Genomic DNA, 25516 nt, shown 5'->3' on the forward strand with positions numbered 1-25516 from the left:
GGTTTCACACGGTGTTCAGCGTCGGTACATCACATCGACGGTATGCACGCGAAAGCCCAAACGGGTGTACACCTTGACCGCCGCCTCGTTGTCCGCGTCCACATAAAGCAGTATTTCGGCAAGCGGACGACCGTCGACGGTGTGCTGGGCCAGGTGCCGCAGACCCACCGAGGTCAGCAGCGCGCCCAGCCCGCGGCCCTGGGCCGCCGGGTCGACACCGACCACGTACACCTCGCCCAGCGGGCCCGAGTCCGCGGTCGCGGGGTGCGTCTTGGTCCAGTGGAAGCCGAGCAGTTCGCCGCTGTTCGTGTCCTCGGCGAGGAAGAAGCCGGCCGGGTCGAACCACGGCTCGGCGAACCGCCGGCGCAGGTCGTCCGCGGTCCACGCGCCCTGCTCGGGGTGGTGCGCGAAGGCCTTGGCGTTGAGCGCCAGCCAGGCCCGGTCGTCGGTGCCGGGGGCAAAGGCGCGCAGCCGCACGTCGGCGGGCACGTCCAGGTCGGGCACCGCGGTACCGGCCGCGCGACGCATCTGCCACAGCTCACGGAACGCGGTGAAGCCGAGCGCCGCGGCCAGCCGCTCGGCCGCGGGCAGCTTGCCGTGCGCCCACACCCGCAGCCGGCCGTCCCCGTCGATCCGGGCGGCCTCGGCCGCCAGCGCGTCCAGCAGCGCCCGGCCCAGGCCCGCGCCGCGCGCGGGCGGTGCGACGAACAACTCGGCGGACGGACCGTCCACGGGGTCCGAACCGTCCAGGTGCGCGAAGCCGACGATCGTGTCGCCGCTCCGGGCGAGCACCTCGCGCGCCGCCGGCGCGCCGTGCCGCAACTCCAGCCGGGACTGTTCGGACAGCGGCGAGGCGCCGTCGACGCCGGCCGCCGTCTCGGCCAGGGCCAGCACGGCTTCGGCGTCCTGCGCCGAGGCCCGATTCACCGTCTCGATCGACACATCCGCGAGGTCCATGGCCTCCACGGTACTGAGCGCCGCCTCGGGTCGTCGCGCCGCCGTCAGCCGCAGCCGCAGCTTCGCCGGACCACCAGCGTGGACGGGAAGGTACGCACCCTGGGGTCGCCGGCCGCGGCCGGTTCGCGCTCCAGGGCCAGCTCGACCGCCGCGCGGGCCATGCCCGGCCGGTCCGAGGTCACCGTGGTCAGCGGCGGATCGGCGATCGCCGCCTCGGCGATGTCGTCGAAGCCGACCACGGCGAGGTCGTCCGGCACCCGCAGACCCGCTTCGCGAGCCGCGTGCAGGACACCCATCGCCTGGTCGTCGGTCGAGCAGAACAGCGCCCGGGGCCGATCCGGGCCGGTCAGCAGCGACAGCGCGACCTGGTAGGCGCCGAACCGGCCGAACGGCGCCTCGTGCAGCAGACCGTCGGTGGGCAGCCCGCGTTCGGCCATCGCCCGCCGCCAACCGGTGACGTGGTCGGTGACCGGGTCGCCCGAGTCCGGTGTGCTGGGCGGGCCGCCCAGGCAGTCCACCCGGGTCAAGCCGTGTGTGTCGAGCAGGTGGCGGACCGCCGTGTAGGCGCCCTCCACGTCGTCCACGATGACCGCGTCGCCGCCCAGCGCGTCGGGCTGACGGTGCATCAGCACCACCCGGACGTCCCGGGTGGCGATCTCGCGCGCGGCGCGCTCGGAGGGGCCCTGGCTGACCAGCACGAGTCCGGACACCTGCATGCCCAGGAACGCGCGCACGTAGTGCAGCTCGCGGTCGTCCTCGTAGTCGGAGTTGCCGATCAGCACCAACCGGCCCTGTTCGAACGCGGCCTGTTCGACGGTGTGCGCGAGTTCGGCGAAGAACGGCTGTCGGGCGTCGGGGATCACCAGGCCGATCAGGTTGGTCCGGCGGCTGGCCATCGCCTGGGCCACACTGTCGGGCCGGTAACCCAGCTTGTCTATCGCGGCGAGCACACGCTCGCGCGTCGCCGGCGCGACCGGGCGCGGGCCGTTGTTGACGACGTAGGAGACCACCGCGGTGGAGGTCCCCGCGAGGCGGGCGACGTCGTCGCGGGTCACTTTGGGCACCCGGTCATTGTAGGGACGGGGACCGGCACGACTCACGGGAGTTCACAACCTGGACGCGGGACGGGGTGGTCCTCCGTGTTGCTCCGGATAAGTCTGCTTTGTGCTTGTGGGCAAGGGATGTGACGCCCCATCGGGTCGATCGACGGGCCCGGTGCCGGGAGGTGGATCACGTGCGGTCGGCGAGCGCGGGCTCGCCCACGCCCCGATCGGGCACCACGAACCGGTAGCCGACGTTGCGCACCGTGCCGATCAACGACTCGTGCTCGGGCCCGAGTTTCGCGCGTAGTCGGCGTACGTGCACGTCGACCGTGCGGGTGCCGCCGAAATAGTCGTATCCCCACACCTCCTGCAACAACTGGGCCCGGGTGAACACCCGGCCCGGGTGCTGCGCGAGGTACTTGATCAGCTCGAACTCCTTGAACGTCAGATCGAGCACCCGACCGCGCAGCTTCGCGCTGTAGGTGGCCTCGTCGATGCTCAGGTCGCCGTTGCGGATCTCGGTGGGCTCGTCCTCCGCGCCCTGCGCCGCCTGGAGCCGGCCGATCGCCAGCCGCAGTCGGGCCTCGACCTCGGCGGGCCCGGCGGTGTCCAGCAGGACGTCGTCGACCCCCCAGTCCGCGGTCAGCGCGGCCAGGCCGCCCTCGGTGGCCACCAGCACCAGCGGGGCACCGACCCCGGTGGTGCGCAACACCCTGCACAGGCTGCGCACCTGGGGGAGGTCACGCCGGCCGTCGACCAGGATGACGTCCGCGGCGGGCGCGTCGACCAGCGCGGAGGCCTCCGCCGGGGCCACGCGTACCTGGTGCAGCAGCAGACCGAGCGCGGGCAGCACCTCGGCCGACGGCTGGAGCGCGTTCGTGAGCAGCAGCAGTGCACTCAACGGGACACCTCCCAAAACAGGCACAGAAACACGAAAGGACCCGGGGCATCGTCGCCCGGATCCTTCATTGGTCGCCGGCTCGTCCGATTCCGTAACCGTTCCGGAACCACTTCTGGGGTCCGTGGGGTGTGCCCGTCATCGGAGGTGAGCCTGCGGGGTCAGGATAGCGAACATGTCTCGAGGAACCGACCTACCCGGGGATCTTCCCGCACTGCGGACACCTTCGGGTCCGTCTTTCACCGGAATGCCTGCACCCGAGCAGGCCGTCCTGATCACCGACGACGACGTGCGGATCAGCGCCGTACACCGACCCGGAGCCGATTTCGGCACCCGCGATCGGGTCTTCGTGGTCGCCCACGGGTTCACCGGTTCGTGGCGTCGGCCGGCCGTCGGCGCGGTGCTGGACGGGCTGCGCGCGCACGGCGGGGTGATCGGTTTCGACTTCCGCGGCCACGGCGCGTCCACGGGACTGAGCACGGTGGGCGATCGCGAGGTGCGCGACCTGGAGGCGGCGGTCGGATGGGCCCGCAGGCTCGGCTACCGAAGGGTGGTCACGGTCGGCTTCTCGATGGGCGGCAGCGTCGTGCTGCGGCACGCGGCGCTGTACGACGGCGTCGCGGCGGTGGTCGCGGTGAGCGCGCCGGCCCGCTGGTACTACCGGGACACCCCGCCGATGCGCCGGGTGCACTTCGCGATCGAGCGCCGGACCGGGCGCGCGGTGGCCCGCTTCGTGCTGCGCACCCGGATCTCCGCCCGAACGTGGGATCCGGTGCCGCTCGCCCCGTTCGAGGCCGCCGCGGCGATCGCGCCCACGCCGCTGCTCGTGGTGCACGGCGACAGCGACCCGTATTTCCCGTTGGACCACCCCCGACAGATCCACGACGCGGCCGGGGCCCCGAAGGACCTGTGGATCGAGCCCGGCCTCGGCCACGCCGAGAACGCGGTCGGCGCCGACCTGGTGGACCGGATCGCGCGGTGGGCCCGGGCGCACACCGAGGGGTGATCCGGGTGCCGGGGGACCGAACGGCCCGTCGGGAGGCGTCATCATGGATGCTGCACACTTCGGCGCCGTTCGGGCACACCAGCCGCGGACGCACACACGGACACACGGGAGGGCGCGCGATGGCGGTCGGCACCATGCGGTACTGGGCCGCGGCGAAGGAAGCCGCGGGCACGCCCGAGGAGCCGTACGACGCGGTCACCCTCGCCGACGCCCTGCGGCGGGCCCGAGAGCGGCACGGCGACTCGACCCGCTTCGGCGCGGTCGTCGCGAACTGCTCGTTCGTCGTGGACGGCGATCCGGTGGGACTGCGCGACCACTCGGCGATCACCCTGACCGAGGGCGGCACCGTCGAGGTCCTGCCCCCCTTCGCCGGCGGATGAGCGGGCGACGCGGACGCCCGACGGGCGACCGATACGAGGAGCCGGGCGGGTACGACCCGGCGGCGATGTACCAGGGCGAGCCGCAGGCCGACCCGGGTGCGTCGGGACCCGGCTACGGCGAACAGGCCTTCGCGCCGGCCGGGGAGCACTACGGCGAGCCGCACGGCGGCCCGGTCGGCGAGGCGTACGGCGGGCCACACCCGGGCGGCGGCTACGCCGAGCCCGGGCAGTACGCGCAGCCCGTCGAGCACGGCGGCCACGGCTACCCGCAACAGTCCTATGCCGGGCCGGACGGGTCGCACGGGAGCCATATCGCACAGGGCTACGCGCCGGAGCCCTACGCGCCGGAGCCCTACGCGCCGGAGCCCTACGCGCCGGAGCCATACGCACAGGAGCCCTACCCCCGGCAGGGGTCGTATCCACAGGAGTCCCCTCCGCAGGCGTACGCCGAGCCGGTCCCGAGCGGGCCCGGCGGCGGGTACGGCTACCCGGACGCGACCGAGATGTTGCCCGCACTCGCCGAATCCGGCCGGGACGCGTACGGCTCGGGATACCCGGACCAGGACGGCGCGACGAGCGTGCTGCCGGCGATCGTCGAGCCGCTTCCCGAAGCCGGGACGGACGACTCCGGCGCTTACGGGGCAGAGGTCGACCACTACGACGAGGGGCGCGCCGACTACGCCGGCACCGACTACTCCGCGGCCGACTACGACGCGGAACACGCGCTGGACGCGGCCGGGGCCGCCGACCTCGGCCCCGACCTCGATCGGGGCCGTGACCTCGAGCACGCCGTCGGCACCGGTCGTCGGGCCGCGCGGGTGCCCGCCCAGCGCACGGGCGAGCCGTCCACGCGGGCCGCGCGGACGCCCCGGACGCCGATCTGGGACCCGCCGGGCATGTTGCCGGCGCTGTGCACGGTCGGCCTGGCCGCGGTCCTCGCGGTGACCGCGATCGCCGGCAAGCCGGCCCTCGTGCTCGGCGTCGCGTTCCTGCAAGTGCTCACCGCCGCCGGGTGGTTCCGGCTCAACGGCATGTGGCCCGCGCGCCAGGGCATCGCGCTGGTCGTGCTGGCCGCCTTCGCCACCGACATCGCGGTGTACGCCAAGGGCGAGCAGGGGCTGGCGAGCGTGCCCGCCGTGCTCGCCTGCACGCTGCTGGTGGTGCTCGCGCTCCAGGCCCGGAGCGGAGCCCGGCCGGGCGAGTTGTTGCCCGCGCTCACCGTGACCACGTCCGCCGCGCTGATCGCCGCGTTCGACGTCGCCTACCTGGTCGCGGGCGACCTCGAGGGCGGGCCGATCGACGCGGGCGCGGCGGTGGTCGCCGCGGTGTTCGCGGCCGGTGTCGCGACGCTGGTCCGGGCGGTGCCGCTGCCGCCGGCCGTGGCGCCGATCCCGTCCTGGCTGCTGGGCGCCGCGGCCGGCGCGGGCGCGGGCATCGCGCTCGGTGGCGAGGCGTCGTACGCCGCGCTGCTCGGTGCCGGCGCCGCGGCGCTCGGGCTGCTCGGCCGGCGGATCGCCGGCTACGACCATCCGTCCCGGTTCGTGCACTTCACCGCCGGTGTATCCCTGCCGCTCGCGCTCGCCGCGCCGGCCGCGTACCTGCTGGGACGGGTCATGATCGGCTGATTAACCGTACGGCGGCGGCTCCGCCACGGGAGGATGCGGCCATGCCGTGGATATACCGCCGGTCCCGTCCCGGGAGCCGGGATGAACCGCCGGACCCGCCCGCCCGTATGGCGGGTGTGACGCATCGTTCGGAACTGCTCGGCGCCGAGGCGCAGGCGGACCCGGCGGCGGCTCGGGCCTTCCTGGCCCGACCCGCTCGCGGGGACGACCGTCCCGCCGCCGACCCGCTGCACTCGGCGTCCCGAATATCCACCGCGGACGAGGCGGTCATCCGCACGCTCTACCTCGAACACGGCGGCCCGCTGCTGGGTTTCGCGCTGCGGCTGACCGGCGGCGATCGGGCCTGGGCCGAGGACGTGGTCCAGGAGACGCTGTTGCGCGCGTGGCGCCACCCCGAGGCGCTGGACCCCACCCGCGGCTCGGTCCGGGGCTGGCTGTGCACGGTGGCCCGCAACGTGGTGATCGACGTCGGCCGGGCCCGCAAGGCCCGCCCGCCCGAGACCGGCGACGCGGCGCTGGCGACGGTGGCGGACGAGGGTGCCGAGGCCGAGTTCGACCGGGCCGTGCTCGCGTGGGACGTCGCCGACGCGATGGCCGCGCTGAGCCCCGAGCACCGCGCGGTGTTGTTGGAGACCTACTACCGGGGCAGTTCGGTGGCCGACGCGGCCAAGGCCCTGGGGGTACCCGAGGGCACGGTCAAATCACGGACGTACTACGCGCTGCGAGCGCTGCGCGTGGCCTTGGAGGAAAGGGGGTTGGTCCCGTGACGGACACCGGGGACGAGAGCGCGGCGGCGAGCGGCGCCGCTCCCGACGCGCATCCGCCGAAGCCGGCGGGCCCACCCGCCCGGCTGGGCTGCGCGGTGGCCCGCCTGGACCTCGGCGCGTTCGTGGTCGGCGCCCTCGACGAGAACGAGGCCGCCCGGGTCCGCCAACACGTGGCCACGTGCCCGCGCTGCCGGGCCGAGTACGAGGAGCTCGCGGGGCTGCCCACCCTGCTCGCCCGGCTGACCGCGGCCGAGGCGGCGGCGAGCGGCGCGGCCGCGAACGGCGTCGTTCCCGCACGCGTGTTGTCCACCGCGGCCCGGCAGGCGGATCGGCGCCGCCGGTCGCGCCATGCGGTGGCCGCCGCGGCGGCCGTGTTGATGATCCTCGCGGGGTTCACCGGTTGGGTCCTCGGCGACTCCTCGGACAGCGGCGACACGGCCGGCGCACCGCCGACGACCGCGCCCCCGGGGCGCCCGTCCGCGACGGCCGGTCCGGCCGGCACCGCGACGCCGCCCGGGTTGCCGGGCCTTCGGATCGCCCGCGGCGGCGACCCGCGCTCGGGCATGGGCGCCGAATTGCGCTACGCCGCCACCGCGTGGGGCAGCAGCGTGGACCTGTCGCTGTCCGGCATCCGGCCGGGGACCCGCTGTCGGCTCGACGTCTACGGCACCCGGGGGCGGGTGGAGACGGCGTCCTCGTGGGTGGTCCCGAACGGCGACTACGGCCCCGGCGACCCGATCCGGGGCGCGACCAGCATCCCGGTCGGGGAGATCACCCGATTCGCCGTCAAAACCGTCGGCGACGGCGCGGAACTGCTGGAGATCCCGCCCGCCCAACCATGACAAAGCGGTGCCAATTGTCCGCTCATCTCAATGGGCGGACAATTTTGTCTCACATCTTGGGCCGCGCATGACACGAGTGGCTCACCCTCCCTACGATCGATGGTGTGAAGCGACAGGCGGACGACCTCACCAAGCGGCGCGCAGTGGACCTGTGCCGCACGCAGACCTGCCTGTGTTGCGCTGACTGACTTGCCGACAGTCGTAGATCGGCGATGCGCCCGAGGCGGATCGCGACCGACCGTCGGACCCGGGACCCGAACCGTGTGACGACGCGGTGGAACGGGCACCCGGCCCCCGCGTAGCAACCACGGACACACCCACACCCCGCCTGCCGCGGCGCCGCGGCACGCCCGGGTGTACCCCGAGACCGCGCAGCCCCACATCCGCGGCAATCCCGCGCACTTTTGCACCGGAGGTATCCCCATGAGCCGCTCCGACGTTCTGGTAGACGCCGACTGGGTCCAGGCCCGCCTGGACGACCCGAAGGTCGTCCTCGTCGAGGTCGACGAGGACACCAGCGCCTACGTCAAGAACCACATCCGCGGTGCGGTGCGCATCGACTGGCGCGACGACCTCCAGGACCCGGTCAAGCGCGACTTCGTCGACGAGGCCGGCTTCTCCGCGCTGCTGTCGGCCAAGGGCATCTCCAACGACGACACCGTCGTGCTCTACGGCGGCAACAACAACTGGTTCGCGTCCTACGCCTACTGGTACTTCAAGCTCTACGGCCACGGCGACGTCAAGCTGCTCGACGGCGGTCGCAAGAAGTGGGAGCTCGACTCGCGCGAGCTGGTCGTCGAGGTGCCCGAGCGCGCCGCGACCACCTACGTGGCCAAGGAGCAGGACAAGTCGATCCGCGCCTGGCGCGACGACGTGCTCGCCGCGATCGGCACGCTGAACCTGGTCGACGTGCGTTCGCCCGACGAGTTCTCCGGCAAGCTGCTCGCCCCGGCGCACCTGCCGCAGGAGCAGTCGCAGAAGGCCGGCCACGTGCCGACCGCGAAGAACATCCCGTGGTCGAAGGCCGCCAACGACGACGGCACCTTCAAGACCAACGAGGAACTCACCGCGCTGTACGAGGGCGAGGGCGTGGACCTGGCGAAGGACACCATCGCCTACTGCCGGATCGGCGAGCGCTCGGCGCACACGTGGTTCGTCCTGCACGAGCTGCTGGAGCAGGGCAACGTCCGCAACTACGACGGCTCGTGGACCGAGTACGGCGCGCTGGTCGGCGTGCCGATCGAGCTCGGCGACGGCAAGTGACCGACGGCTACCCGACCAACCCGACCTCAGGGAGCAGGAACGATGTGCGGTGCGAAGGCCGGCGGCCCGGATCTGGCAGGAGTTGACGTGGCGAAGGAAACCATCATTCAGGGGGCGGTGACCAAGGGCGGGCAGCCGATCAACGGTTACGTGCGCCTGCTCGACGCGGGTGGCGACTTCACCGCCGAGGTGCCCACCTCCGCGACCGGCCAGTTCCGGTTCTTCGCGGCCCCGGGCAACTGGACCGTGCGGGCACTGGTGCCCGGCGCGACCGTGGACCGCAGCGTGGTGGTGTCCGAGAAGGGCACCGTCGCCGAGGTCGAGATCGCGGTCTGACCCCCGACGGGTCGGGTCTCCTTCGGACGTACACCCTCGGAACCCGCTGCCCGATCGGTGGCAAGAACGGCTCCGCCCCTCCCCACGTGCTCGGGGGAGGGGCGGGGTCGTTTGGTGTGTGCCCTGGGTCGTCGGGGCAGAAAGGTTTCCGTATCTTCGGGGGATCCGCCTCGGGCGGATCTTTCGGGGCGGGGCACCGGAAGCAGGGCGCGACGCCGGGAGGCACACGTGGCATGGGTGATCGTGATCATCGCGGGAGTCCTGGAGACCGGATTCGCCATCATGCTCAAGCAGAGCCACGGATTCACCCGGTTGTGGCCCACCGTCGGCTTCGCCGCGTGCGCGCTGGGCAGCTTCGGGCTGCTCACCTACGCGCTCAAGTCCCTGGAGGTCGGCCCCGCGTACGCGGTGTGGACCGGGATCGGCGCGGCGGGCACCGCGCTCGTGGGCATCTGGCTCCTGAACGAGGGCGCGTCGCCGCTCAAACTGATCTCGATCGGCCTGGTCCTGCTCGGCGTGATCGGCCTGAACATCTCCGGGATCAGCCACTGACCGCGGACCCGCGCGGCCGATCGGTCAGTACACCAACGCCTGGGCGCCGTCGGCGAGCGCTTCCTGGACGAACACCTGCGCGCCCGCGATCCGAATTCCCGGCAACACGTCGTCGCCGGTGATCTCGCGGCGCGCCGCGCACTGCGTGCACAGGGTCACCCGGCCGCCCGCGATCAGCGCGTCGAGCAGGTCCGGCAGCGGCGCGGCGTGCGGGAGCTCGAACTCGGCCGCGCGCCCGGGCAGCGCGAACCAGGACGACTCGCCGGTGAGCCACAGCGATACGTCCACCCCCGACGCGAGCGCCACGGACGCCACCGTGAACGCCTGGGAGCAGCGCTCCGGCGCGTCCTGACCTGCGGTGACCTTGACCACGAGAGATCGCTTCACGGCCCGCAGCCTATACACTGAGGCCGTTTGGCACCCGGCCAGGTCGACCTGGCCCACCCGTACAGAGCACGAGGAGCACCCGGGCGATGCACATCTTCTTCATTGCGCTGCTGGCCGTGGTCGGCGTCCTCGTCGCGTGGTTCGCCGCGCTGACCGTGTCCAAGCTGTACAAGGGCCAGAACTGAGCGCGGGACCGGTAGGCTGACCCGCCGTACCCGACCCCGGAAGCGGCCGCCCCACCATGATCGAAATCCCGGACGACCTGCACTTCGACGCCGTCCCGCTCGCGTTCCTGCTCGGCACCTGGGAAGGCGCCGGTGTCGGCGACTACCCGACCATCGAGGCGTTCCGCTTCGGTCAGCAGGTCACCTTCGGCTACATCGCGAACAAGCCGTTCCTCACCTACACGTCGCGCACCTGGCTGCTCGACGACGAGGGTGAGCGGGTGCGCCCGCTGGCGACCGAGACCGGCTTCTGGCGTTCGAAGCTGGACGGTTCGGTCGACGTGACCCTCGCGCACCCCACCGGCATCGTGGAGATCTGGCTGGGCAAGGTGGACGGCCCGCGCCTGGAGATGCGCACCGACGTGGTCGCGCGCACCGAGGACGCGAAGGAGTACACCGCGGGCCACCGGCTGTACGGCCTGGTCAAGAGCGAGTTGATGTACGCGTACGACATGGCCGCCATGGGGCATCCGCTCCAGGCCCACGTCTCCGCCCAGCTCAAGCGGGTCGACGCCGACCTCGCGGCCGAATAGCGCCGACGGCGCCGAACCGGACGCGACCGCGCCGAGTGGCCCGGGGACCGGCCCGCACTCGTAAACTTCCCTGCGTGAGCACTGACTGGAAGCACGAACTTCGGGAGAAGGGCTACCGGCTCACGCCGCAGCGCCAACTCGTCCTCGAAGCGGTGAACACCCTGGGTCACGCGACGCCGGACGAGATCCTGGTCGAGGTGCACAAGACGGCCGGCGGGATCAACATCTCGACCGTCTACCGCACCCTGGAACTGCTCGAACAACTCGACCTGGTCACCCACACCCACCTCGGGCACGGCGCGCCGACCTATCACCCGGCCGACGTCGGCGGCCATCTGCACCTGGTCTGCCGGGACTGCCGTCGGGTGATCGAGGTGGGCACCGAGGTGGCCGCGGCGATGGGCGAGCAACTGCGCGCCGAGCACGGATTCGACATCGATCTCGCGCACTTCGCGATCTTCGGCCGCTGCGCCGAGTGCACCGCTGCCCGGGTTCCCTGAACCGGGGCAACGGCACCGGGCCGCGCCGGTCTCGTACTGTGGGGACATGCCCACGAGCCCCTTGTTGTCCCTGCCCGGCGCGGTCGCCGCGGAAGCCCCCGACGCCGGCGTCGCCGCGCACTACGGCGATCCCCTGCGCGAACAACGTCGGCTGGAGGCGGGCGAGGGCTTCGTCGACCTCTCCCACCACGACGTGATCAAGGTGAGCGGTCCGGATCGGCTGAGCTGGCTGCACTCGCTGACCACGCAACACCTGACCGACCTGAAGCCGCACGAGGCGACGCTGACGCTCGTGCTGAGCCCGCACGGGCACATCGAGCACGCGCTGTACGGGGTGGACGACGGCGAGGCGTTCTGGGCCCATCTCGAGCCCGGCGAGGCGCCCGCGCTGGTCGAGTTCCTGGACCGGATGCGCTTCATGTTGCGGGTCGAGGTCGCGGACGTGTCCGCCGACTTCGCGATCGTGCACGAGGCGGGCGGCCCCGGCGACACGCCCGAGGACGTGCTGGTGCGCGCCACGGACCACGGACGCGAGCTGTTCCTGCCGCGCGAGCGCCTGGAGCGGTACGGCCGCGAGCACGCGCACCCGGCCGGCATGTGGGCGTACGAGGCGCTGCGGATCGCCGCGTACCGGCCCCGACTGGGCCAGGAGACCGATCACCGCACGATCGTGCACGAGCTGGGTCTGATCGACACCGCCGTGCACCTGGACAAGGGCTGCTACCGGGGCCAGGAGACGGTCGCGCGCGTGCACAACCTGGGCCGCCCGCCGCGCCGGCTGGTCTTCCTGCACCTGGACGGCACGCCGGAGACGCTGCCCGCGCACGGTGCGCCGGTCGAACTCGCGGGCCGGCAGGTCGGCTTCGTCACCAGCGCGGTGCGCCACCACGAACTCGGCCCGATCGCGCTGGCGCTGATCAAGCGCAACACCGCGGTGGACGCGGAACTCCTGGCCGGCGGCGTGCCGGCCACCCAGGAGGTCGTGGTCCCCGCGTAGTCCTCGTCGGCCCGGGCGGGCCCTTCGGCTAGCGGATCTCGCGGCGGCGGATGCGGTGCAGGCGCCGCCGCTGCGAGCGGTCCAGGGTGAAGTAGGCGACGACCGGCAGGCCGATCGCGACCGCCACGATGGTCCAGGCGATCCACGACGGCAGCACGATCAGCGCGACGATGGCGACGACGATCCCGGCCGCGATGTACGGCCCGCGGTGCGACATGGTCCAACCCCTTTCGGTCGGTGTACCCGACGCCCATTCTCCTTCCCCGCGGGGCCCGCGAACATGGGGAGAACCCCCGGGAACGGGAATCGCCGGGGCGCGGGTCCGGCTCATTCGTGGGGGTCGTGCGGGTCGCGTGCGCCGGTCACATGTCCACGACGAGGGTCATCGGGCCGTCGTTGACGAGCGCGACCTTCATGTCGGCGCCGAATACACCGGTGGCCACCTCCGCGCCCAGCGCGCGCAGTGCCGCGACGACCTCGGCCACCAGGGGTTCGGCGACCGGGCCCGGCGCGGCCTCGTTCCAGGTCGGTCGACGGCCCTTGCGGGCATCGCCGTACAGGGTGAATTGGCTGATCACCAGCAGCGGCGCGGACAGGTCCGAGCAGGACTTCTCGCCGTCCAGGACGCGCAGGCTCCACAACTTCGCGGCCAGTCGGCGGGCGATCTCAAGAGTGTCGGTGTGCGTCACGCCGACCAGGACGCACAGGCCGGGGCCCACGATCGAGCCGACGACCTCCCCTTCGACGGTCACGGATGCTTCGGTCACGACCTGCAGGACGGCACGCATGGGCCCATTCTGCACACCCGTCCGGACCGATTCCGAGCCATGTGGCACGCGGCGGTCTGTCCGACATGACACGATGCGTCTCATGGTGGATCTTCCCGACGGAGTGGCCCCGGAGGCCATCCGCGCACTCACGCTGAGTCGGGTTCGCGAACTCATGCGTGACGCCCAGCGCGAGGAGAACGATCTGTCCTATCTGCGGAGACTGCTGCAAGGGCGGATCGACATCCTGCGCGCCGAGCTGGCCCGGCGATCCGGCCAGGACGGCGCCGAGCCCGAATCGCCGGTGGTGGGCCGGCTGCCCGAGATCCTGTCCGAGTCCAGACCGCCCACCCGGGGCGCGCGGCACGTCAACGTCCAGCCGCCGCGCACCGATCGCTACCGGAGTTGGATCGAGCAACTCCTGGCCGACGTGGGCCTGTCCGACCTGGCCGCGCACACCGACGCGGAGCTGGGTGAGGCGCTGGACAAGCTCGGTGCCCACGAGCAGGAGGTGTCCTCGCGCCGGCACCGCCTCCAGCGCACCGCCGACGACTGCGCCGCCGAGATCACCCGCCGCTACCGCGAGGGCGAGGCGAAGGTGGAGGACCTGCTGTCGGGCCGATGACACCTTCCCAACGATCGGGTCCGAACAAGCGGCACGATCGACTCCGCATACGGTTGCTAGCACAGTGCTTGCAATAGCAAGCACGATCTGTGCATGCTGGAGCCATGGCAGGTCTGAACGTCGGCTCGCTGGGTGAGTACATCCGGGAGCAACGCCGCAACGCGCAATATTCGCTTCGGCAACTCGCCGAGGCGGCCGGGGTCTCGAACCCCTATCTGAGCCAGATCGAGCGCGGTCTGCGGCGGCCGAGCGCGGAGATCCTGCAACAGATCGCCAAGGCGCTCCGCATCTCGGCGGAAACGCTCTACGTGCAGGCGGGCATCCTCGACGAGCGCGAGGAGGGTGACCGTGAGGTGCGCACCGCGATCATGGCGGATCCGGCGATCAACGACCGCCAGAAGCGGGTCCTCATCGAGATCTACGAGGCATTCCGCAAGGAGAACGCGCAGGACGGCGCCGTGCGGGACGAACGGGGCGCCACCGACGGAACCGAGAACGGCAGGGCCGGCCGGGCCGTAACCGATCACCTCGATCCGAAAGAGTGAGGAACACCATGGCAATCGCCACGGAACTGAAGAAGACCCTGACCGACACCACCCCGCTGTACGCCGTCGCCGGTGCCGGCGACCTGGTGGTGGAGAAGCTGCGCGAGTTGCCCGAGCGCTTCCGGGTCGAGGTCACCACCGACCCCAAGGTGCTCCGCGAGCGTCTGCAGACGCTGCCCGACCGCACCCAGACCTTCGCCAAGTCCCAGGTGGACAAGGCCAAGGAGCTCTACGAGGACCTCGCCGCGCGCGGCGAGAAGCTGGTCAAGCGGGTCGACCGGCAGGAGAGCACCAAGCGGGCCAAGGCGGCCGTGAGCACCACCGAGAGCAAGGCGAAGGCCACCACGACCGCGGCGCGGCGCGGCGCGGCGAACGCCAAGTCGCAGGCGAAGTCCGCGGCGACCGCCGCCGCCAAGGCCGCCGACGCGGCGGCCGACGCCGTCGAGCAGGCAGCCGGCAAGGTCGGCGACTCGGGCTCCAAGCCGACCGCCGACACCAAGGCCTGATCCTCGGCCCACGCACACCGACGGACCCGATGCCGCCTCGGCAACCCCCGAGGCGGCATCGGGCATGCCAGACTGGAATCCCCGCACCACGTGGCGGCACGCGGCGGCCGCGCAGAGGAGGATCGATGGAACTGGCCATGGCCGATGGTCTGCTGACGGCCAAGTTCGACCAGGTGCTGACCTGGCTGTTCCTCGGCATCCTGCTGCTCAAGGTGTTCTGCCTGTTCGACGCCGCCTTCCGGCGCGAGGACGCCTACCGCGCGGCGGACAAGAAGAAGAAGTCCTTCTGGCTGATCGTGCTCGGCGTCGCGGTCGTGGTCGACGTGCTGCCGATCGGCCTGGGTCTGATCCTGATGCTCGCGGGCCTGGTCGCGGCGATCGTCTACCTCGTCGACGTGCGGCCCGCGCTCAAGGAGGTCGCCGGCGGTCGCGGCGGCGGTCGCAACATGGGGCCGTACGGCCCCTGGTGAACCGCCGGGCCCGACCCGCGGGGCCCGACCCGCCGGCCGCGCTCAGCGCGTGGGCAGCTTGACCACCGAGACGAAGAACTCGTCGATGTGCCGCACGACGCTGATGAACTGCTCGAAGTCCACCGGCTTGGTGACATAGGCGTTCGCGTGCAGGTGGTAGCTGCGCAGCACGTCCTCCTCGGCCTCGGACGTGGTCAGCACGACCACCGGGATCCGGCGCAGGTCCTCGTCCGCCTTGATCTCCTCCAGCACCTCCCGGCCGTCCTTGCGCGGCAGGTTGAGGTCCAACAGGATCAGGTCCGGGCGCGGCGCGTCGGTGTACTCGCCCTCGCGGCGCAGGAACGCCACCGCCTCGACGCCGTCGCTGACCACGTGCAGCGTGTTGCGCACCTTGTTGTCCTCGAACGCCTCGCGCGTCATCAACACGTCGCCCGGGTCGTCCTCGACCAACAGGACTTCGATGGCTCCCTCGATGGGGTGGGTCATGCGTTGCTCCCTCGTACCGCTTCGTCGGCCGGTCCCTGGGACTGCGGCTCGCGGGTGGTCGGTTCCGGCCGCTCCGGTTCCGGCTCGGATTCGCGCGGCTCCGGCAGCGCGGCCGGCGGCGGTCCCGGCAGGGTCCAGCGGATCGTGGTGCCGCCGGTGCCCTCGGCATCCAGCCAGATTCGGCCGCCGTGGTACTCCACGATCTTCTTGCACATGGCCAGCCCGATGCCGGTGCCGGCGTAAGCGTCCTTCGGATGCAGCCGCTGGAAGATCACGAAGATCCGGTCCGCGTACTGCGGCTCGATCCCGATGCCGTTGTCGACGCAGGAGAACTCCCACTGCGCGCCGTCCCAGCGGGCGCCCAGGTGCACGCGCGGCACCTCCTCGGCGTGGAACTTGATCGCGTTGCCGACCAGGTTCTGCACCAGTTGACCCAGCAGCAGCCCGTCGCCCGGCACCGTGGGCAGCGGGTCGGCGGTGATGCTCGCGCCGCTCTCCTCGCGTGCGGCGGCCAGCGCGTGCAGCGCGTGGTCCAGGCACTCGCGCAGGTCCACATCGCCGCGCTCGGTGTCCAACCGGCCCACCCGGGAGAACGCGAGCAGGTCGTTGATCAGCGTCTGCATGCGCTTGGCGCCGTCCACCGCGAACGCGATGTACTGGTCGGCCCGCTCGTCCAGTTGGCCCTTGTACCGCTTTTCCAGGAGTTGGCAGAAGCTGGCCACCTTGCGCAGCGGCTCCTGGAGGTCGTGCGAGGCGACGTAGGCGAACTGCTCCAACTCGGCGTTCGAGCGGCGCAGATCCTCGGCCTGCTCGTCGATCAGCGCCCGGGCCGCCTCGGTGCTGTGCAACTCCTCCACGATCCGGTCGCGCATCGAGTTCACGTCGTAGGCGAGAGCGGTGATCTCGGCCGGCCCCCGGCCGGTCAGCACCTGGTTGTAGTGGCCCTCGGTGACCTTGCGGACCTGCTCGCCCAGATGCTCCAGCGGGCGGGTGACCATCCGGCGGAACACCAGCGCGACCAGCAGCACCAGCCCGGTGAACAGCGCGGCCACCGCGATCAGCGTCGCGGTCAGCGTGGTGGCGTCGCGGGAGAGTTCCTCGCGCGCCCGCGCCCGCTCGTCGCCGAGGTCGGCCTGCTGGGCGGCCGTCGCCGCACGCACCGCGTCGAACAGTCGTTTGCCCTGATCGGGCGGCAAGGCGCCGATGGTGGCCGCCCGGTCGGCGAGTGCCGGTTCCGCGTAGCCCGTGCGCCACGCCTGCGCCCGGGCGCCCACCTCGGCCAGGTCGGCGCGCAGCCGGTCACCCTCGGCCGACTTCGGCAACAGCCGCTCCAGGTCCGTGTACGCCCGGTTCTCCTCGGTCCGGCCCTGCGTGTACGGCTCGCGCAGGCTCGGGTCGCCGCCGATGATCCAGCCGCGCACGCCGGTCTCCTGGTCGATCAGCGCGTTCTCCAGCCGCAGAGCGGCGTTGGCGGCCGGTTCCAGGCGGTCCAGGACGGTGTGCCGCGAGTCGTTCAGGCGCGATATCGCCAGCGCGCCGACCACCGCGGAGATCACGATCACCAGCGCGAGCAGGCCCAGGCCCAGCCCGACCACCTGGCGCATGCGGGGTCCGCCCCGCCGCTCCCGCTCCTGCTGAGTCCGCTCCTGAATCACGCCGTGTCGTCCTCGCCCGTCGTCTGGCCCGGCAGCACCGGATGTCCCCCCTGCACGCCGTGCAACGGGCGATCGGGGTCGTGCCGCAGCAGCAACACCGCCACGTCGTCGTTGAGACTGCCCCCGTGCAGGTCTTCCACCGCGGCCACGGCGGAATCGATCAGGTCGTAACCGGAGCGTCCGGCCGCGAGGAGCCGGCCGATCATGGGCAACAGACCCTCGGTGCCCAGTCGTTCCGGGCCCGGGCCGATCCGGCCCTCGATCAGTCCGTCGGTGTAGAGCAGGAGCGACCAGTCCGTGCCCAGCTCCATCGACTCGTGGCCCCAGCGCCCGTCCGGGAACAGGCCCAGCGCCGGGCCGGTCGCGCCCTCGGACAACGGTGCGACGCCCTTGGGCGTGAGCAGCAGCGGCGCCGGATGGCCCGCGAGGTAGACCTGCCCGCGTCGACGATCGGGCTCGATGATGGTCATGCACAACGTGGCGAACATCTCGTCCGAGCGTCGCTCGTGTTCGAAGATCCGCTCCAGCGTGGTGAGCAATTCGCCGCCGGTGAGCCCGGCGAAGATCAGCGAGCGCCAGGCGATCCGCAGGTTGACCCCCAGCGCGGCCTCGTCCGGCCCGTGCCCGCAGACGTCGCCGATCATCACGTGCACGCGCCCGTCGGCGGTCTGCACCGCGTCGTACAGGTCCCCGCCCAGCAGCGCCCGCTGGCGACCGGGGCGATAGCGCGCGCGGAAGTCCAGTGTCGGGTCGCGCAGGATCGGCGCGGGGAGCAGCCCGCGTTCCAGGCGCGCGTTCTCCTGCGCGCGCAGCTCCGACTCCACCAGTCGGCGCTGCGACTCGTCGGCCCGCTTGCGCTCCAGGGCGTAGCGGATCGCCCGGGACAACAACGAGCCGTCGATCTCCTGCTTGACCAGGTAGTCCTGGGCGCCGGCGGCGACCGCGGCCGAACCGCGATGCGCGTCGGACAGGCCGGTGAGCACGATCACCGCGGTCCGCGGCGCGAACAGCAGCAGTCGGTGCAGCCCGTTCAGCCCCTCGGCGTCGGGCAGTCCCAGGTCCAGCAGGACGCAGCCGATGTCCTCGCCGAGCTTGACCATGGCCTCGGCCATCGACCGGGCCCAGACGATCTCCATCGGGTCCGGGGAGTCGGCGAGCAACTCCTCCACCAGGAAGGCGTCGCCCGCGTCGTCCTCGATGAGCAGGACGCGCAGCGGGTGCGCGGCGTGGGCGACCGGGGCCGATGCCGCGGGGGCGGGCATCGGTACCGCGCGGTAGTCGGTCCGTTCGACCGCTTTGCCGTCGCCGCCGTACGCGGGGCGCACGCCACCACCTCCGGGATTGATGTCGCCGCACGAATCGTTGTCGTACGGCAATCGAAAAAGGACGATAGCGCGGCGGGGTGTGAGCGGGTAACCGCACGGCGCGCGGGTTCGGCCGAAGCTAGGTCGGGTCGGCGGCTCGTTGCGCCGCGTCACGCAGTACCGCGAGGGATCGCACGAGCGAGTCCAACTCGTCCGCCTCCAGATGTATCAAGACCTTGGCCAGGGCCTGTCGTCGAGCCGACCGCAGTTCCTCCACGAACCCGACCCCGTCGGGCGCCAGCCGCAGCACCACCTCCCGGCGGTCGGTCGGGCTCAGCCCGCGCACCAGCAGGCCGGCGTCCTCCAGACGGTCGCACAAGCGGCTCGCCGAGGACGGGATGGCCCGCAACCGGGCGGCCAGCATGTTCAGATTGATGCCGTCGTGACCGGCGATCACGAGGAGGGCCCGCAACTGGGACGGCGAGACCCGGCCGCCCAGATCGCCGTGTGCGCGGGTGCGTACCGCGGCCAGCCACTCGCACAGTGCGTCCACACGATCGAGCAGTTCCGCGGGTAGGTCCCCTTCTCCTCGGGCCACGGACATTCGGCCACTGTGCCGGCTGAGGGAGCGGGAGCGCCACGCCGGGGGCCGGCAGGCTGGGCCCATGACACGGATGACTCTCGTGCGCGGCGACATCACCGAACAACACGTGGACGCGATCGTGAACGCGGCGAACTCCTCCCTGATGGGCGGTGGCGGTGTCGACGGCGCGATCCACCGCAAGGGCGGTCCGGAGATCCTGGCCGAGTGCCGGGCGCTGCGCGCGGCAAAGCTCGGGAAGGGCCTGAAGACCGGCGCCGCGGTGGCCACCACCGCGGGACGCCTGCCGGCGCGGTGGGTCGTGCACACGGTGGGGCCGGTGTACAGCCACACCGACGACCGGTCCGCGTTGTTGGCGTCCTGCTACCGCGAGGCGCTGCGGGTGGCGGACGACCTCGGCGCGACCTCGGCGGCGTTCCCGGCGATCTCCGCGGGCATCTACGGCTGGCCGATGGACGACGCGGCGCGGATCGCGGTCGAGACCGTGCACGCGACGCCGTCCGCGCTCGAGGAGGTGCGCTTCGTGCTGTTCGAGGCGCGCGCGTACGTCGCGTTCGAGCAGGCGGTCGCCGCGCTGTAGACCCGGACACGGCTGTGGGCCGGACCCCGGGGCCCGACCCACACGCGTTGTCGAGGTGCTCAGCCGCCGCTCGGGACGGCCGAGGTCTTCCCGGACGGGCTGCCCGACGTGGAGTTGCTCGGCGCCCCGGTCGACGGCGGCGCCGACGTGGGCGGCTGCGTCGTCGGCGGTTCGGTGCTCGGCGGCGCGGTGGTCACCGGCGGGGTGGTCACCGGTGGCGTCACCGGAGGGGTCGTGACCGGCGGCGTGACCGGGGGTGTCGTCACCGGCGGCGTGACCGGCGGCGTCGTGGGCGTGGTCGGCGGAGCCGGGACGTGCGGGATGGCCGGGGCGTTCACCGTGCCGGCGCCCGCGTCGGGACGCACCACGCCGAGGATCGGCATCGAGCCGGCGTTCGCCACGGTGATCGTGCGGCCCGGTCGGGGCGCGTGCACCATCTTGCCGTTGCCCAGGTACATGGCGATGTGGCTCGCGTCGGAGAAGTAGACGATCAGGTCGCCCGGGCGCATGTCGGCGAGCGGCACGCGCGGCAGCGACGCCCACTGCTCCTGCGAGGTGCGGCGGATCGGCACTCCCGCGAACGCCCACGCCTTCGAGGTCAGACCGGAGCAGTCGTAACCGTCCGGGCCCACGCCGCCCCAGATGTAGGGCTTGCCGATCTTGTCGATCGCGAACGCGATGGCCAGCGCGGCCTTGGGCGTGGTCTGCTGGTCCGGCTTGCCGATCAACGTGTTCAGCTGGGCCTGGCCGGCCTCCGCGGACAGCGCCTCCATCCGGGCCAGTTCGGCGAGCTGCTCGGGGGTGAGGCCGGCCAGTATCTTCTCGGCCTCGGCGATCCGGGTCTGGATGTCGGTCCGGCTGCCGGCCGCCTCCTGCTCCAGCCGACGGCTCTCGGCGAGCTGGGTGTCCGCGCTCTTCTGCATCGCGGTGAGCTGGAGTTCGGCCTGCTTGGCTCGATTGATGGTGTCCAACTGCGTCTGCGAGATGTGCTCGTACGCCGGCGCGTCGCGCAGGAAGCCCTGCGGGTCCGAGGTCAGCATCAGGGTGAGCAGCGGGTCCAGGCCGCGGGTGGTGTACTGCAACCGGGCCAGCCGGCCGAGGTCGTCGCGGGCCTTCTCGACGTTCTGCCGGGCCCACACCACGCCCGCGTTCACGTCGTTGACCTTGACCTGGGTGCGGGCCAGTTGTTCGGTGGTGGCGTTGAACCGCTCGGTGGCCTGCTCGGCCTGGCGGTACAGCTCCTGCACCCGGGCCTGCGCGGCCAGCAGATCCTGCACCGACGTGATCGCGGTCCCGGCCGGCGGCACGGGCGGTATGCCCGGGTCCGCCCACGCGTTTCCGCCGAACAGGGCCGCGCACAACAGCGCCGCGCCGCAGGTGGTCACAGCCCGGGTTCGCAGACCTTTTCGGCCCCCGAGTTTCACCATGCTTTCGCCCTTTCGGAACTCGAATGCTCTCCTGCGACGTGTCTGTCGATGCCGGCCGGCGACGTCGATTCGAAACGGAACCGGTGCTTCCGGGACGGCAGTTCCCAAAGGCCGGCTCAGCGTCGGATCCTTGCATGTTCCGGCGGCGATGGGCAGAGGAGAATTCACGATCGTCCACTTATCGGAACGGGCGAATGTATCCATTTACGGACGACACGCCGGGTCCGATCACGGTCAAGTGAACGTGGTGTGTTCAAGATTTCATGTGCCGTTCCGGATCGGACACGAGTCACCGAATTCCGTCCGACACGAGTCACCGAATTCCGTCGGTCCGGCCGGCCGACGGGGCCGACCCGCGCGGGGCCACCGCCGACCACGCCACGGTCAGCTCGCCCTGCCGTCGGCGCGCCGGCCGGTCGCACACCGGCCAGTCCCGGGCCAGCGTCGCGGTCGCCGCGAGCCAGCGCTGCCGGGCGCCGAACGCGGCCAGCGGCGCGTGCAGGTCCCAGGCCCGGTCGAACGCGGTCAGGAAGGTGTGCACCGGTTCGCCCGGCACGTTGCGGTGGATCAGCGCCTTGGGCAGCCGCTCGGCCAGTTCGGACGGGCGCTCGAGGCCGGCCAACCGGGCGGCGAAGGTCACCGTGCGCGGCCGCGCGTCGGCCCCGATGCCCAGCCACACCGCGCGCCGGCCCAACTCGTCGCACGTGCCCTCCACGAGCACCCCGTTCGGGGCCAGGCGGGCGCACATCCGAGCCCAGGCCGCCGGCACCGCGTCCTCGTCGTACTGCCGGAGCACGTTGAACGCCCGGATCGCGGTCGCCGAGCGGCCCGCCGGCAGCGGCACCTCGAAGCCGCCCCGGGCGAAGGTCAGCGCGTCCTCGGCGTACGGGAGCGCCGCGGCCACCCGCTCCGGATCGATCTCGAAGCCGACCACCGCGACGTCGGGACGGACCGTGCGCAACCGCCGGAACAGCTCGACGGTGGTCACCGGCGACGCGCCGTAGCCGACGTCGACCACCAGCGGATCGGCCGCGCCGCGCAGCAGCCGCGCGTGTACGTCGGTCAGCCACCGGTCCACCCGGCGCAACCGGTTCGCGTTGGTGGTTCCCCGGGTGATCACCCCGGTGGGCCGCGACCGGGCCGCGGCCCTCGTCCCCGCTCCCGGGGTGCCGAACCCCGAGTCGCCGCGCGTGCCCATGCTCGCAGCGTAGGGGAACACCTCCACGCGCCCCCGCGAGCGGTCCGGATCACACTCCGCCGGGGAATCTCCTCCCACCACGATGGGTTGGGTCTTGAGTTGGGCCGAGAACCACGGACGGGCGGCCCACGCATCGGTAGTAGCTCTGTACAACTAGTAGCTCTGTGTACACGTGGTAGCTCTGTACACCGGACAACATGACACGGGGCCGGCCTGGGAGGTCAACGAGTGAGCCACCACGTCCAGCGCGCGATCACATTGGGAGCGCGCCGGGGGGCACCTCGTCGAATCGCGACGCTGAGCGTTCACACCTCCCCGCTGCACCAACCCGGCACCGGCGACGCCGGTGGCATGAACGTCTACATCGTCGAACTCAGCAAGCGGCTGGCCGCGCTCGGCATCGAGGTGGAGATATTCACCCGTGCCACCGGCCGGGACCTGCCGCCGGTCGTCGAGATGGCCCCGGGGGTCCTGGTGCGGCACGTCACCGCCGGGCCGTACGAGGGCCTGTCCAAGGAGGACCTGCCGGCCCAGTTGTGCGCGTTCACCTCGGGGGTGCTGCGCACCGAGGCGATGCGCGAGCCGGGGCACTACGACCTCGTGCACTCGCACTACTGGCTCTCCGGCCAGGTCGGCTGGCTGGCCAAGGAGCGCTGGGGCGTGCCGCTGGTACACACCATGCACACGATGGCCAAGGTCAAGAACGCCTCCCTGGCGGGTGGCGACGCGCCCGAACCCCGGGCCCGGGTGATCGGCGAGTCCCAGGTGGTCGAGGCCGCCGATCGGCTGGTCGCCAACACGGTCGAGGAGGCGGACCAGTTGATCGACCTCTACGACGCGAACCCCGACCAGGTCGCGGTGGTCAACCCCGGCGTGGACCTGGAGACCTTCTGCCCGGGCGACATGGCCGACGCGCGCCGCCGGCTGGGCGTGCCGGCGGACGCCACGGTGATCCTGTTCGCCGGTCGGATCCAGCCGCTGAAGGCCCCCGACGTGTTGTTGTACGCGATCGCCCACCTGTTGCAGGCCGATCCGAGCCTGCGCGACTCGCTCGTGGTCGCGGTGGTCGGCGGGCCCAGCGGCAACGGCATGGCGGCGCCGGAGCACCTGCACAAGCTGGCCGCGACGCTGGGCATCCACGACGTGGTCCGGTTCCAGCGGCCGGTCCGCCAGGACGTGCTGGCCGACTGGTATCGCGCGGCCACCGTCGCGGTGGTGCCCTCCTACAACGAGTCCTTCGGCCTGGTGGCCATCGAGGCCCAGGCCTGCGGGACCCCGGTGGTCGCGGCGTCGGTCGGCGGCCTGCCCACCGCGGTGCGCGACGGCGTCTCGGGCACCCTGGTCCGGGGCCACAACCCGGTGGACTACGGCCTGGCCCTGCGCGACCTGATCCGCGCGCCCGGACTGCGCGAGGACTACTCCGAGGGCGCGGTGCGGCACGCGGCGGCGTTCGGCTGGTCCTCGGCGGCGGCGTCGATGGCCGAGGTCTACGCCGACACGCTGGCCCGCAGCGCGGCCCCGCGTGGCCGGGTCGTGGGCGGGCAGTAGCGTCGAGACGTTCGCACGCCGAAACGAATGGAGTGGCCCGTGGGAGCACAACAGGATCGGGCCGCGGAGACCGTCCGCGCGGCCCTGAAGGACGCCGGCGTCGAGTGGGAGCAGTCCGCGACGAACACGTTCGTCGCGGTCCTGCCGGGCACCCGCAAGCTCAAGACGGCGGTCGCGCTCACGGTCAACGCGCACACCCTGGCGGTGAGCGCGTTCGTGATCCGGCACGCGGACGAGAACCACGCGGCCTTCTACCGTTGGCTGCTCGAGCGCAACGTGCGGATGTACGGCGTGGCCTTCGCCGTGGACAAGCTGGGCGACGTCTATCTCAACGGCCGGCTGCCGATCGCGGCGGTCACCACCGACGAGGTGGATCGCATCCTGGGCGCCGTGCTGCAAGCCGCCGACGAGGGCTTCAACACGCTTTTGGAGATCGGCTTCGCCACCTCGATCCGCCGCGAATGGGACTGGCGCGTCGAACGCGGCGAATCCCTGAAGAACCTGGAGGCCTTCGCCCGCTTCGCGGCTCCGGAGAACCGCGGCTAGGCCGGCTAGGCCCTGTCCGGCGGATTCCGGTGGGTCCGCCGGACAGGACCCGCTGCCCCGGAAAAGCCCGTGCCCGGGCGCCCGATCGCCTCGATTAGGCTCCTGCCCATGGCTGATGCTCTCTACAAACTGATCCTTCTGCGACACGGCGAAAGCAAGTGGAACGAAGCCGGACTTTTCACCGGCTGGGTCGACGTCGACCTGACCGACAAGGGTGAGAAGGAGGCCGCGCGCGGCGGGCAACTGCTGCTCGACGCGGGTGTGCTGCCGGACGTCCTGCACACCTCGCTCCAGCGCCGCGCGATCCGCACCGCGCAGCTCGCGCTGGATGTGGCCGACCTGAACTGGCTGCCCGTCCGCCGCTCCTGGCGGCTGAACGAGCGGCACTACGGCGCGCTCCAGGGCAAGGACAAGAAGCAGACCCTGGAGGAGTTCGGCGAGGAGCAGTTCATGCTCTGGCGCCGTTCCTACGACACCCCGCCGCCGCCGCTCGCGGACGACGACGAGTACTCGCAGTTCGCCGACCGTCGGTACGCGTCGCTGCCGGTGGAGATCCGCCCGCGCACCGAGTGCCTCAAGGACGTCGTCGAGCGCATGCTCCCGTACTGGTACGACGCGATCGTGCCGGACCTGCTCGGCGGCGACACCGTGCTGGTCGCCGCGCACGGCAACTCGCTGCGCGCGCTGGTCAAGCATCTGGACGGCGTCTCGGACGCGGACATCGCGGGCCTGAACATCCCCACCGGCATCCCGCTGCTGTACGAGCTGGACGCGAACCTGCGCCCGATCACGCCGGGTGGGCGCTACCTCGACCCGGAGGCCGCCGCGGCCGCGATCGAGGCGGTCAAGAACCAGGGCCGCAAGTGATCACGAACATCGGGTGAACCATCGATCGGCTCCGCGCGGGGCGCCCACCTGTCACGGAAGGGGTGGGGCGCCCCGCACGGG

General features: G+C 71.9%; 32 protein-coding genes. 20 read left to right on the top strand and 12 right to left on the bottom strand.

Annotation, left to right across the window (positions count from 1 at the left end):
* Positions 1 to 15: 15 nt before the first annotated feature.
* The 3 genes from mshD to OG948_RS20490 form a co-directional block, all read right to left on the bottom strand.
* A complete protein-coding gene (gene mshD, locus OG948_RS20480) occupies positions 16 to 957 on the bottom strand; it encodes a mycothiol synthase (RefSeq protein ID WP_406297912.1) in 942 nt (313 codons plus the stop codon).
* A gap of 44 nt (positions 958 to 1001) precedes the next feature.
* Entirely contained in the window at positions 1002 to 2021 is a 1020-nt protein-coding gene (locus OG948_RS20485; RefSeq protein ID WP_406297913.1) for a LacI family DNA-binding transcriptional regulator, read from the bottom strand.
* 166 nt (positions 2022 to 2187) lie between these two features.
* Positions 2188 to 2901 (bottom strand): winged helix-turn-helix domain-containing protein, encoded by a 714-nt coding sequence (locus OG948_RS20490; RefSeq protein WP_395864396.1) that lies wholly within the window; start codon positions 2899 to 2901, stop codon positions 2188 to 2190.
* 244 nt (positions 2902 to 3145) lie between these two features.
* On the opposite strand from OG948_RS20490, the gene OG948_RS20495 reads away from it, so the two are divergent.
* The 9 genes from OG948_RS20495 (at position 3146) to OG948_RS20535 (ending at position 9669) form a co-directional block, all read left to right on the top strand.
* On the top strand, positions 3146 to 3904 hold the full coding sequence (locus OG948_RS20495) for an alpha/beta hydrolase (protein WP_406297915.1): 759 nt from the start codon (positions 3146 to 3148) through the stop codon (positions 3902 to 3904).
* A 119-nt stretch (positions 3905 to 4023) separates the two neighbouring features.
* The gene (locus tag OG948_RS20500) at positions 4024 to 4284 is read left to right on the top strand and encodes a MoaD/ThiS family protein (protein ID WP_395864393.1); all 261 of its coding nucleotides are present in this window, start codon (positions 4024 to 4026) and stop codon (positions 4282 to 4284) included.
* Positions 4281 to 5909, top strand: coding sequence for a hypothetical protein (locus tag OG948_RS20505; protein ID WP_406297916.1), 1629 nt, complete (start codon positions 4281 to 4283; stop codon positions 5907 to 5909). Before OG948_RS20500 ends, OG948_RS20505 begins: the two co-directional genes overlap by 4 nt.
* 116 nt (positions 5910 to 6025) lie before the next feature.
* Positions 6026 to 6676, top strand: coding sequence for a sigma-70 family RNA polymerase sigma factor (locus tag OG948_RS20510; protein ID WP_395864389.1), 651 nt, complete (start codon positions 6026 to 6028; stop codon positions 6674 to 6676).
* Positions 6673 to 7518 carry a zf-HC2 domain-containing protein gene (locus tag OG948_RS20515; protein WP_406297917.1) on the top strand — a complete coding sequence of 282 codons (846 nt, stop codon included), beginning with the start codon at positions 6673 to 6675 and terminating at the stop codon, positions 7516 to 7518. The genes OG948_RS20510 and OG948_RS20515 overlap by 4 nt, the downstream gene beginning before the upstream one ends.
* Before the next feature lie 104 nt (positions 7519 to 7622).
* Positions 7623 to 7706, top strand: coding sequence for a putative leader peptide (locus tag OG948_RS20520; protein ID WP_360319360.1), 84 nt, complete (start codon positions 7623 to 7625; stop codon positions 7704 to 7706).
* A 235-nt stretch (positions 7707 to 7941) separates the two neighbouring features.
* Positions 7942 to 8781 (top strand): sulfurtransferase, encoded by an 840-nt coding sequence (locus tag OG948_RS20525; RefSeq protein ID WP_395864386.1) that lies wholly within the window; start codon positions 7942 to 7944, stop codon positions 8779 to 8781.
* A gap of 42 nt (positions 8782 to 8823) precedes the next feature.
* Positions 8824 to 9117, top strand: a complete 294-nt coding sequence (locus OG948_RS20530) for a DUF1416 domain-containing protein (protein WP_020552259.1) — start codon at positions 8824 to 8826, stop codon at positions 9115 to 9117.
* Positions 9118 to 9345: 228 nt separating this feature from the next.
* A complete protein-coding gene (locus OG948_RS20535) occupies positions 9346 to 9669 on the top strand; it encodes a DMT family transporter (protein ID WP_395864384.1) in 324 nt (107 codons plus the stop codon).
* A 24-nt stretch (positions 9670 to 9693) separates the two neighbouring features.
* Here the strand turns inward: OG948_RS20535 and OG948_RS20540 are convergent, their stop codons facing one another.
* Positions 9694 to 10056, bottom strand: a complete 363-nt coding sequence (locus OG948_RS20540) for a DsrE family protein (protein ID WP_360319300.1) — start codon at positions 10054 to 10056, stop codon at positions 9694 to 9696.
* 241 nt (positions 10057 to 10297) lie between these two features.
* Here OG948_RS20540 and OG948_RS20545 point away from each other — a divergent pair, with 241 nt between their 5' ends.
* From OG948_RS20545 to OG948_RS20555, 3 genes are all read left to right on the top strand, one after another.
* Positions 10298 to 10813 carry an FABP family protein gene (locus tag OG948_RS20545; protein ID WP_406297918.1) on the top strand — a complete coding sequence of 172 codons (516 nt, stop codon included), beginning with the start codon at positions 10298 to 10300 and terminating at the stop codon, positions 10811 to 10813.
* A gap of 74 nt (positions 10814 to 10887) precedes the next feature.
* Entirely contained in the window at positions 10888 to 11313 is a 426-nt protein-coding gene (locus tag OG948_RS20550) for a Fur family transcriptional regulator (RefSeq protein ID WP_406297919.1), read from the top strand.
* Positions 11314 to 11359: 46 nt separating this feature from the next.
* Positions 11360 to 12310 carry a YgfZ/GcvT domain-containing protein gene (locus tag OG948_RS20555; protein WP_406297920.1) on the top strand — a complete coding sequence of 317 codons (951 nt, stop codon included), beginning with the start codon at positions 11360 to 11362 and terminating at the stop codon, positions 12308 to 12310.
* 28 nt (positions 12311 to 12338) lie between these two features.
* On the opposite strand, the gene OG948_RS20560 is transcribed toward OG948_RS20555, so the two are convergent.
* Together OG948_RS20560 and dtd are read right to left on the bottom strand one after the other, a co-directional pair.
* Complete coding sequence (locus OG948_RS20560) at positions 12339 to 12527, bottom strand: hypothetical protein (protein WP_406297921.1); 189 nt, start codon at positions 12525 to 12527, stop codon at positions 12339 to 12341.
* Between the two features lie 145 nt (positions 12528 to 12672).
* Entirely contained in the window at positions 12673 to 13098 is a 426-nt protein-coding gene (gene dtd / locus OG948_RS20565; protein ID WP_406297922.1) for a D-aminoacyl-tRNA deacylase, read from the bottom strand.
* An 82-nt stretch (positions 13099 to 13180) separates the two neighbouring features.
* Here dtd and OG948_RS20570 point away from each other — a divergent pair, with 82 nt between their 5' ends.
* The 4 genes from OG948_RS20570 (at position 13181) to OG948_RS20585 (ending at position 15223) form a co-directional block, all read left to right on the top strand.
* A complete protein-coding gene (locus OG948_RS20570) occupies positions 13181 to 13702 on the top strand; it encodes an ABC transporter substrate-binding protein (RefSeq protein WP_395864372.1) in 522 nt (173 codons plus the stop codon).
* Between the two features lie 104 nt (positions 13703 to 13806).
* Positions 13807 to 14247 carry a helix-turn-helix domain-containing protein gene (locus OG948_RS20575; RefSeq protein ID WP_406297923.1) on the top strand — a complete coding sequence of 147 codons (441 nt, stop codon included), beginning with the start codon at positions 13807 to 13809 and terminating at the stop codon, positions 14245 to 14247.
* A gap of 8 nt (positions 14248 to 14255) precedes the next feature.
* Complete coding sequence (locus OG948_RS20580; protein ID WP_406297924.1) at positions 14256 to 14753, top strand: hypothetical protein; 498 nt, start codon at positions 14256 to 14258, stop codon at positions 14751 to 14753.
* A 149-nt stretch (positions 14754 to 14902) separates the two neighbouring features.
* Positions 14903 to 15223 (top strand): DUF2516 family protein, encoded by a 321-nt coding sequence (locus OG948_RS20585; RefSeq protein ID WP_395864717.1) that lies wholly within the window; start codon positions 14903 to 14905, stop codon positions 15221 to 15223.
* Between the two features lie 42 nt (positions 15224 to 15265).
* Here OG948_RS20585 and OG948_RS20590 read toward each other — a convergent pair whose 3' ends face one another.
* The 4 genes from OG948_RS20590 to OG948_RS20605 all read right to left on the bottom strand — a co-directional run bounded on the left by OG948_RS20590 (position 15266) and on the right by OG948_RS20605 (position 19272).
* The gene (locus tag OG948_RS20590) at positions 15266 to 15709 is read right to left on the bottom strand and encodes a response regulator (RefSeq protein ID WP_406297925.1); all 444 of its coding nucleotides are present in this window, start codon (positions 15707 to 15709) and stop codon (positions 15266 to 15268) included.
* Positions 15706 to 17364, bottom strand: coding sequence for an ATP-binding protein (locus OG948_RS20595; RefSeq protein WP_406297926.1), 1659 nt, complete (start codon positions 17362 to 17364; stop codon positions 15706 to 15708). The genes OG948_RS20590 and OG948_RS20595 overlap by 4 nt, the downstream gene beginning before the upstream one ends.
* Positions 17361 to 18689: a PP2C family protein-serine/threonine phosphatase gene (locus tag OG948_RS20600; RefSeq protein WP_406297927.1), complete on the bottom strand. Its 1329-nt coding sequence runs from the start codon at positions 18687 to 18689 to the stop codon at positions 17361 to 17363. Before OG948_RS20600 ends, OG948_RS20595 begins: the two co-directional genes overlap by 4 nt.
* A 118-nt stretch (positions 18690 to 18807) precedes the next feature.
* Positions 18808 to 19272, bottom strand: a complete 465-nt coding sequence (locus OG948_RS20605; protein ID WP_406297928.1) for a MarR family winged helix-turn-helix transcriptional regulator — start codon at positions 19270 to 19272, stop codon at positions 18808 to 18810.
* A 61-nt stretch (positions 19273 to 19333) separates the two neighbouring features.
* Here OG948_RS20605 and OG948_RS20610 point away from each other — a divergent pair, with 61 nt between their 5' ends.
* Positions 19334 to 19849 (top strand): O-acetyl-ADP-ribose deacetylase, encoded by a 516-nt coding sequence (locus OG948_RS20610; protein WP_406297929.1) that lies wholly within the window; start codon positions 19334 to 19336, stop codon positions 19847 to 19849.
* A 59-nt stretch (positions 19850 to 19908) separates the two neighbouring features.
* Here the strand turns inward: OG948_RS20610 and OG948_RS20615 are convergent, their stop codons facing one another.
* Positions 19909 to 21234 (bottom strand): NlpC/P60 family protein, encoded by a 1326-nt coding sequence (locus tag OG948_RS20615; RefSeq protein ID WP_406297930.1) that lies wholly within the window; start codon positions 21232 to 21234, stop codon positions 19909 to 19911.
* Positions 21235 to 21589: 355 nt separating this feature from the next.
* Complete coding sequence (locus OG948_RS20620; RefSeq protein ID WP_406297931.1) at positions 21590 to 22474, bottom strand: class I SAM-dependent methyltransferase; 885 nt, start codon at positions 22472 to 22474, stop codon at positions 21590 to 21592.
* 228 nt (positions 22475 to 22702) lie between these two features.
* On the opposite strand from OG948_RS20620, the gene mshA reads away from it, so the two are divergent.
* The 3 genes from mshA to OG948_RS20635 all read left to right on the top strand — a co-directional run bounded on the left by mshA (position 22703) and on the right by OG948_RS20635 (position 25435).
* Positions 22703 to 24022 (top strand): D-inositol-3-phosphate glycosyltransferase, encoded by a 1320-nt coding sequence (gene mshA / locus OG948_RS20625; RefSeq protein WP_406297932.1) that lies wholly within the window; start codon positions 22703 to 22705, stop codon positions 24020 to 24022.
* 27 nt (positions 24023 to 24049) lie between these two features.
* Entirely contained in the window at positions 24050 to 24568 is a 519-nt protein-coding gene (locus OG948_RS20630) for a YbjN domain-containing protein (protein WP_406297933.1), read from the top strand.
* A gap of 108 nt (positions 24569 to 24676) precedes the next feature.
* Positions 24677 to 25435 carry a phosphoglyceromutase gene (locus OG948_RS20635; protein WP_406297934.1) on the top strand — a complete coding sequence of 253 codons (759 nt, stop codon included), beginning with the start codon at positions 24677 to 24679 and terminating at the stop codon, positions 25433 to 25435.
* Positions 25436 to 25516: the final 81 nt, after the last annotated feature.

The organism is Embleya sp. NBC_00888 (assembly GCF_045207655.1).
Classification (GTDB): domain Bacteria; phylum Actinomycetota; class Actinomycetes; order Streptomycetales; family Streptomycetaceae; genus Embleya.

What these genes read in the sequence shown, in the direction of transcription:
- OG948_RS20570 (WP_395864372.1), top strand. Translation starts at nt 13,181, where the DNA reads ATGGTGGATCTTCCCGACGGAGTGGCCCCGGAGGCCATCCGCGCACTC.
- OG948_RS20620 (WP_406297931.1), bottom strand. Translation starts at nt 22,474, where the DNA reads ATGGGCACGCGCGGCGACTCGGGGTTCGGCACCCCGGGAGCGGGGACG.
- OG948_RS20575 (WP_406297923.1), top strand. Translation starts at nt 13,807, where the DNA reads ATGGCAGGTCTGAACGTCGGCTCGCTGGGTGAGTACATCCGGGAGCAA.
- OG948_RS20590 (WP_406297925.1), bottom strand. Translation starts at nt 15,709, where the DNA reads ATGACCCACCCCATCGAGGGAGCCATCGAAGTCCTGTTGGTCGAGGAC.
- OG948_RS20630 (WP_406297933.1), top strand. Translation starts at nt 24,050, where the DNA reads ATGGAGTGGCCCGTGGGAGCACAACAGGATCGGGCCGCGGAGACCGTC.
- OG948_RS20530 (WP_020552259.1), top strand. Translation starts at nt 8,824, where the DNA reads ATGTGCGGTGCGAAGGCCGGCGGCCCGGATCTGGCAGGAGTTGACGTG.
- OG948_RS20555 (WP_406297920.1), top strand. Translation starts at nt 11,360, where the DNA reads ATGCCCACGAGCCCCTTGTTGTCCCTGCCCGGCGCGGTCGCCGCGGAA.
- OG948_RS20580 (WP_406297924.1), top strand. Translation starts at nt 14,256, where the DNA reads ATGGCAATCGCCACGGAACTGAAGAAGACCCTGACCGACACCACCCCG.
- OG948_RS20545 (WP_406297918.1), top strand. Translation starts at nt 10,298, where the DNA reads ATGATCGAAATCCCGGACGACCTGCACTTCGACGCCGTCCCGCTCGCG.
- OG948_RS20495 (WP_406297915.1), top strand. Translation starts at nt 3,146, where the DNA reads ATGCCTGCACCCGAGCAGGCCGTCCTGATCACCGACGACGACGTGCGG.
- OG948_RS20560 (WP_406297921.1), bottom strand. Translation starts at nt 12,527, where the DNA reads ATGTCGCACCGCGGGCCGTACATCGCGGCCGGGATCGTCGTCGCCATC.
- OG948_RS20635 (WP_406297934.1), top strand. Translation starts at nt 24,677, where the DNA reads ATGGCTGATGCTCTCTACAAACTGATCCTTCTGCGACACGGCGAAAGC.
- OG948_RS20525 (WP_395864386.1), top strand. Translation starts at nt 7,942, where the DNA reads ATGAGCCGCTCCGACGTTCTGGTAGACGCCGACTGGGTCCAGGCCCGC.
- OG948_RS20605 (WP_406297928.1), bottom strand. Translation starts at nt 19,272, where the DNA reads ATGTCCGTGGCCCGAGGAGAAGGGGACCTACCCGCGGAACTGCTCGAT.
- mshD (WP_406297912.1), bottom strand. Translation starts at nt 957, where the DNA reads ATGGACCTCGCGGATGTGTCGATCGAGACGGTGAATCGGGCCTCGGCG.
- OG948_RS20505 (WP_406297916.1), top strand. Translation starts at nt 4,281, where the DNA reads ATGAGCGGGCGACGCGGACGCCCGACGGGCGACCGATACGAGGAGCCG.
- OG948_RS20500 (WP_395864393.1), top strand. Translation starts at nt 4,024, where the DNA reads ATGGCGGTCGGCACCATGCGGTACTGGGCCGCGGCGAAGGAAGCCGCG.
- dtd (WP_406297922.1), bottom strand. Translation starts at nt 13,098, where the DNA reads ATGCGTGCCGTCCTGCAGGTCGTGACCGAAGCATCCGTGACCGTCGAA.
- OG948_RS20610 (WP_406297929.1), top strand. Translation starts at nt 19,334, where the DNA reads ATGACACGGATGACTCTCGTGCGCGGCGACATCACCGAACAACACGTG.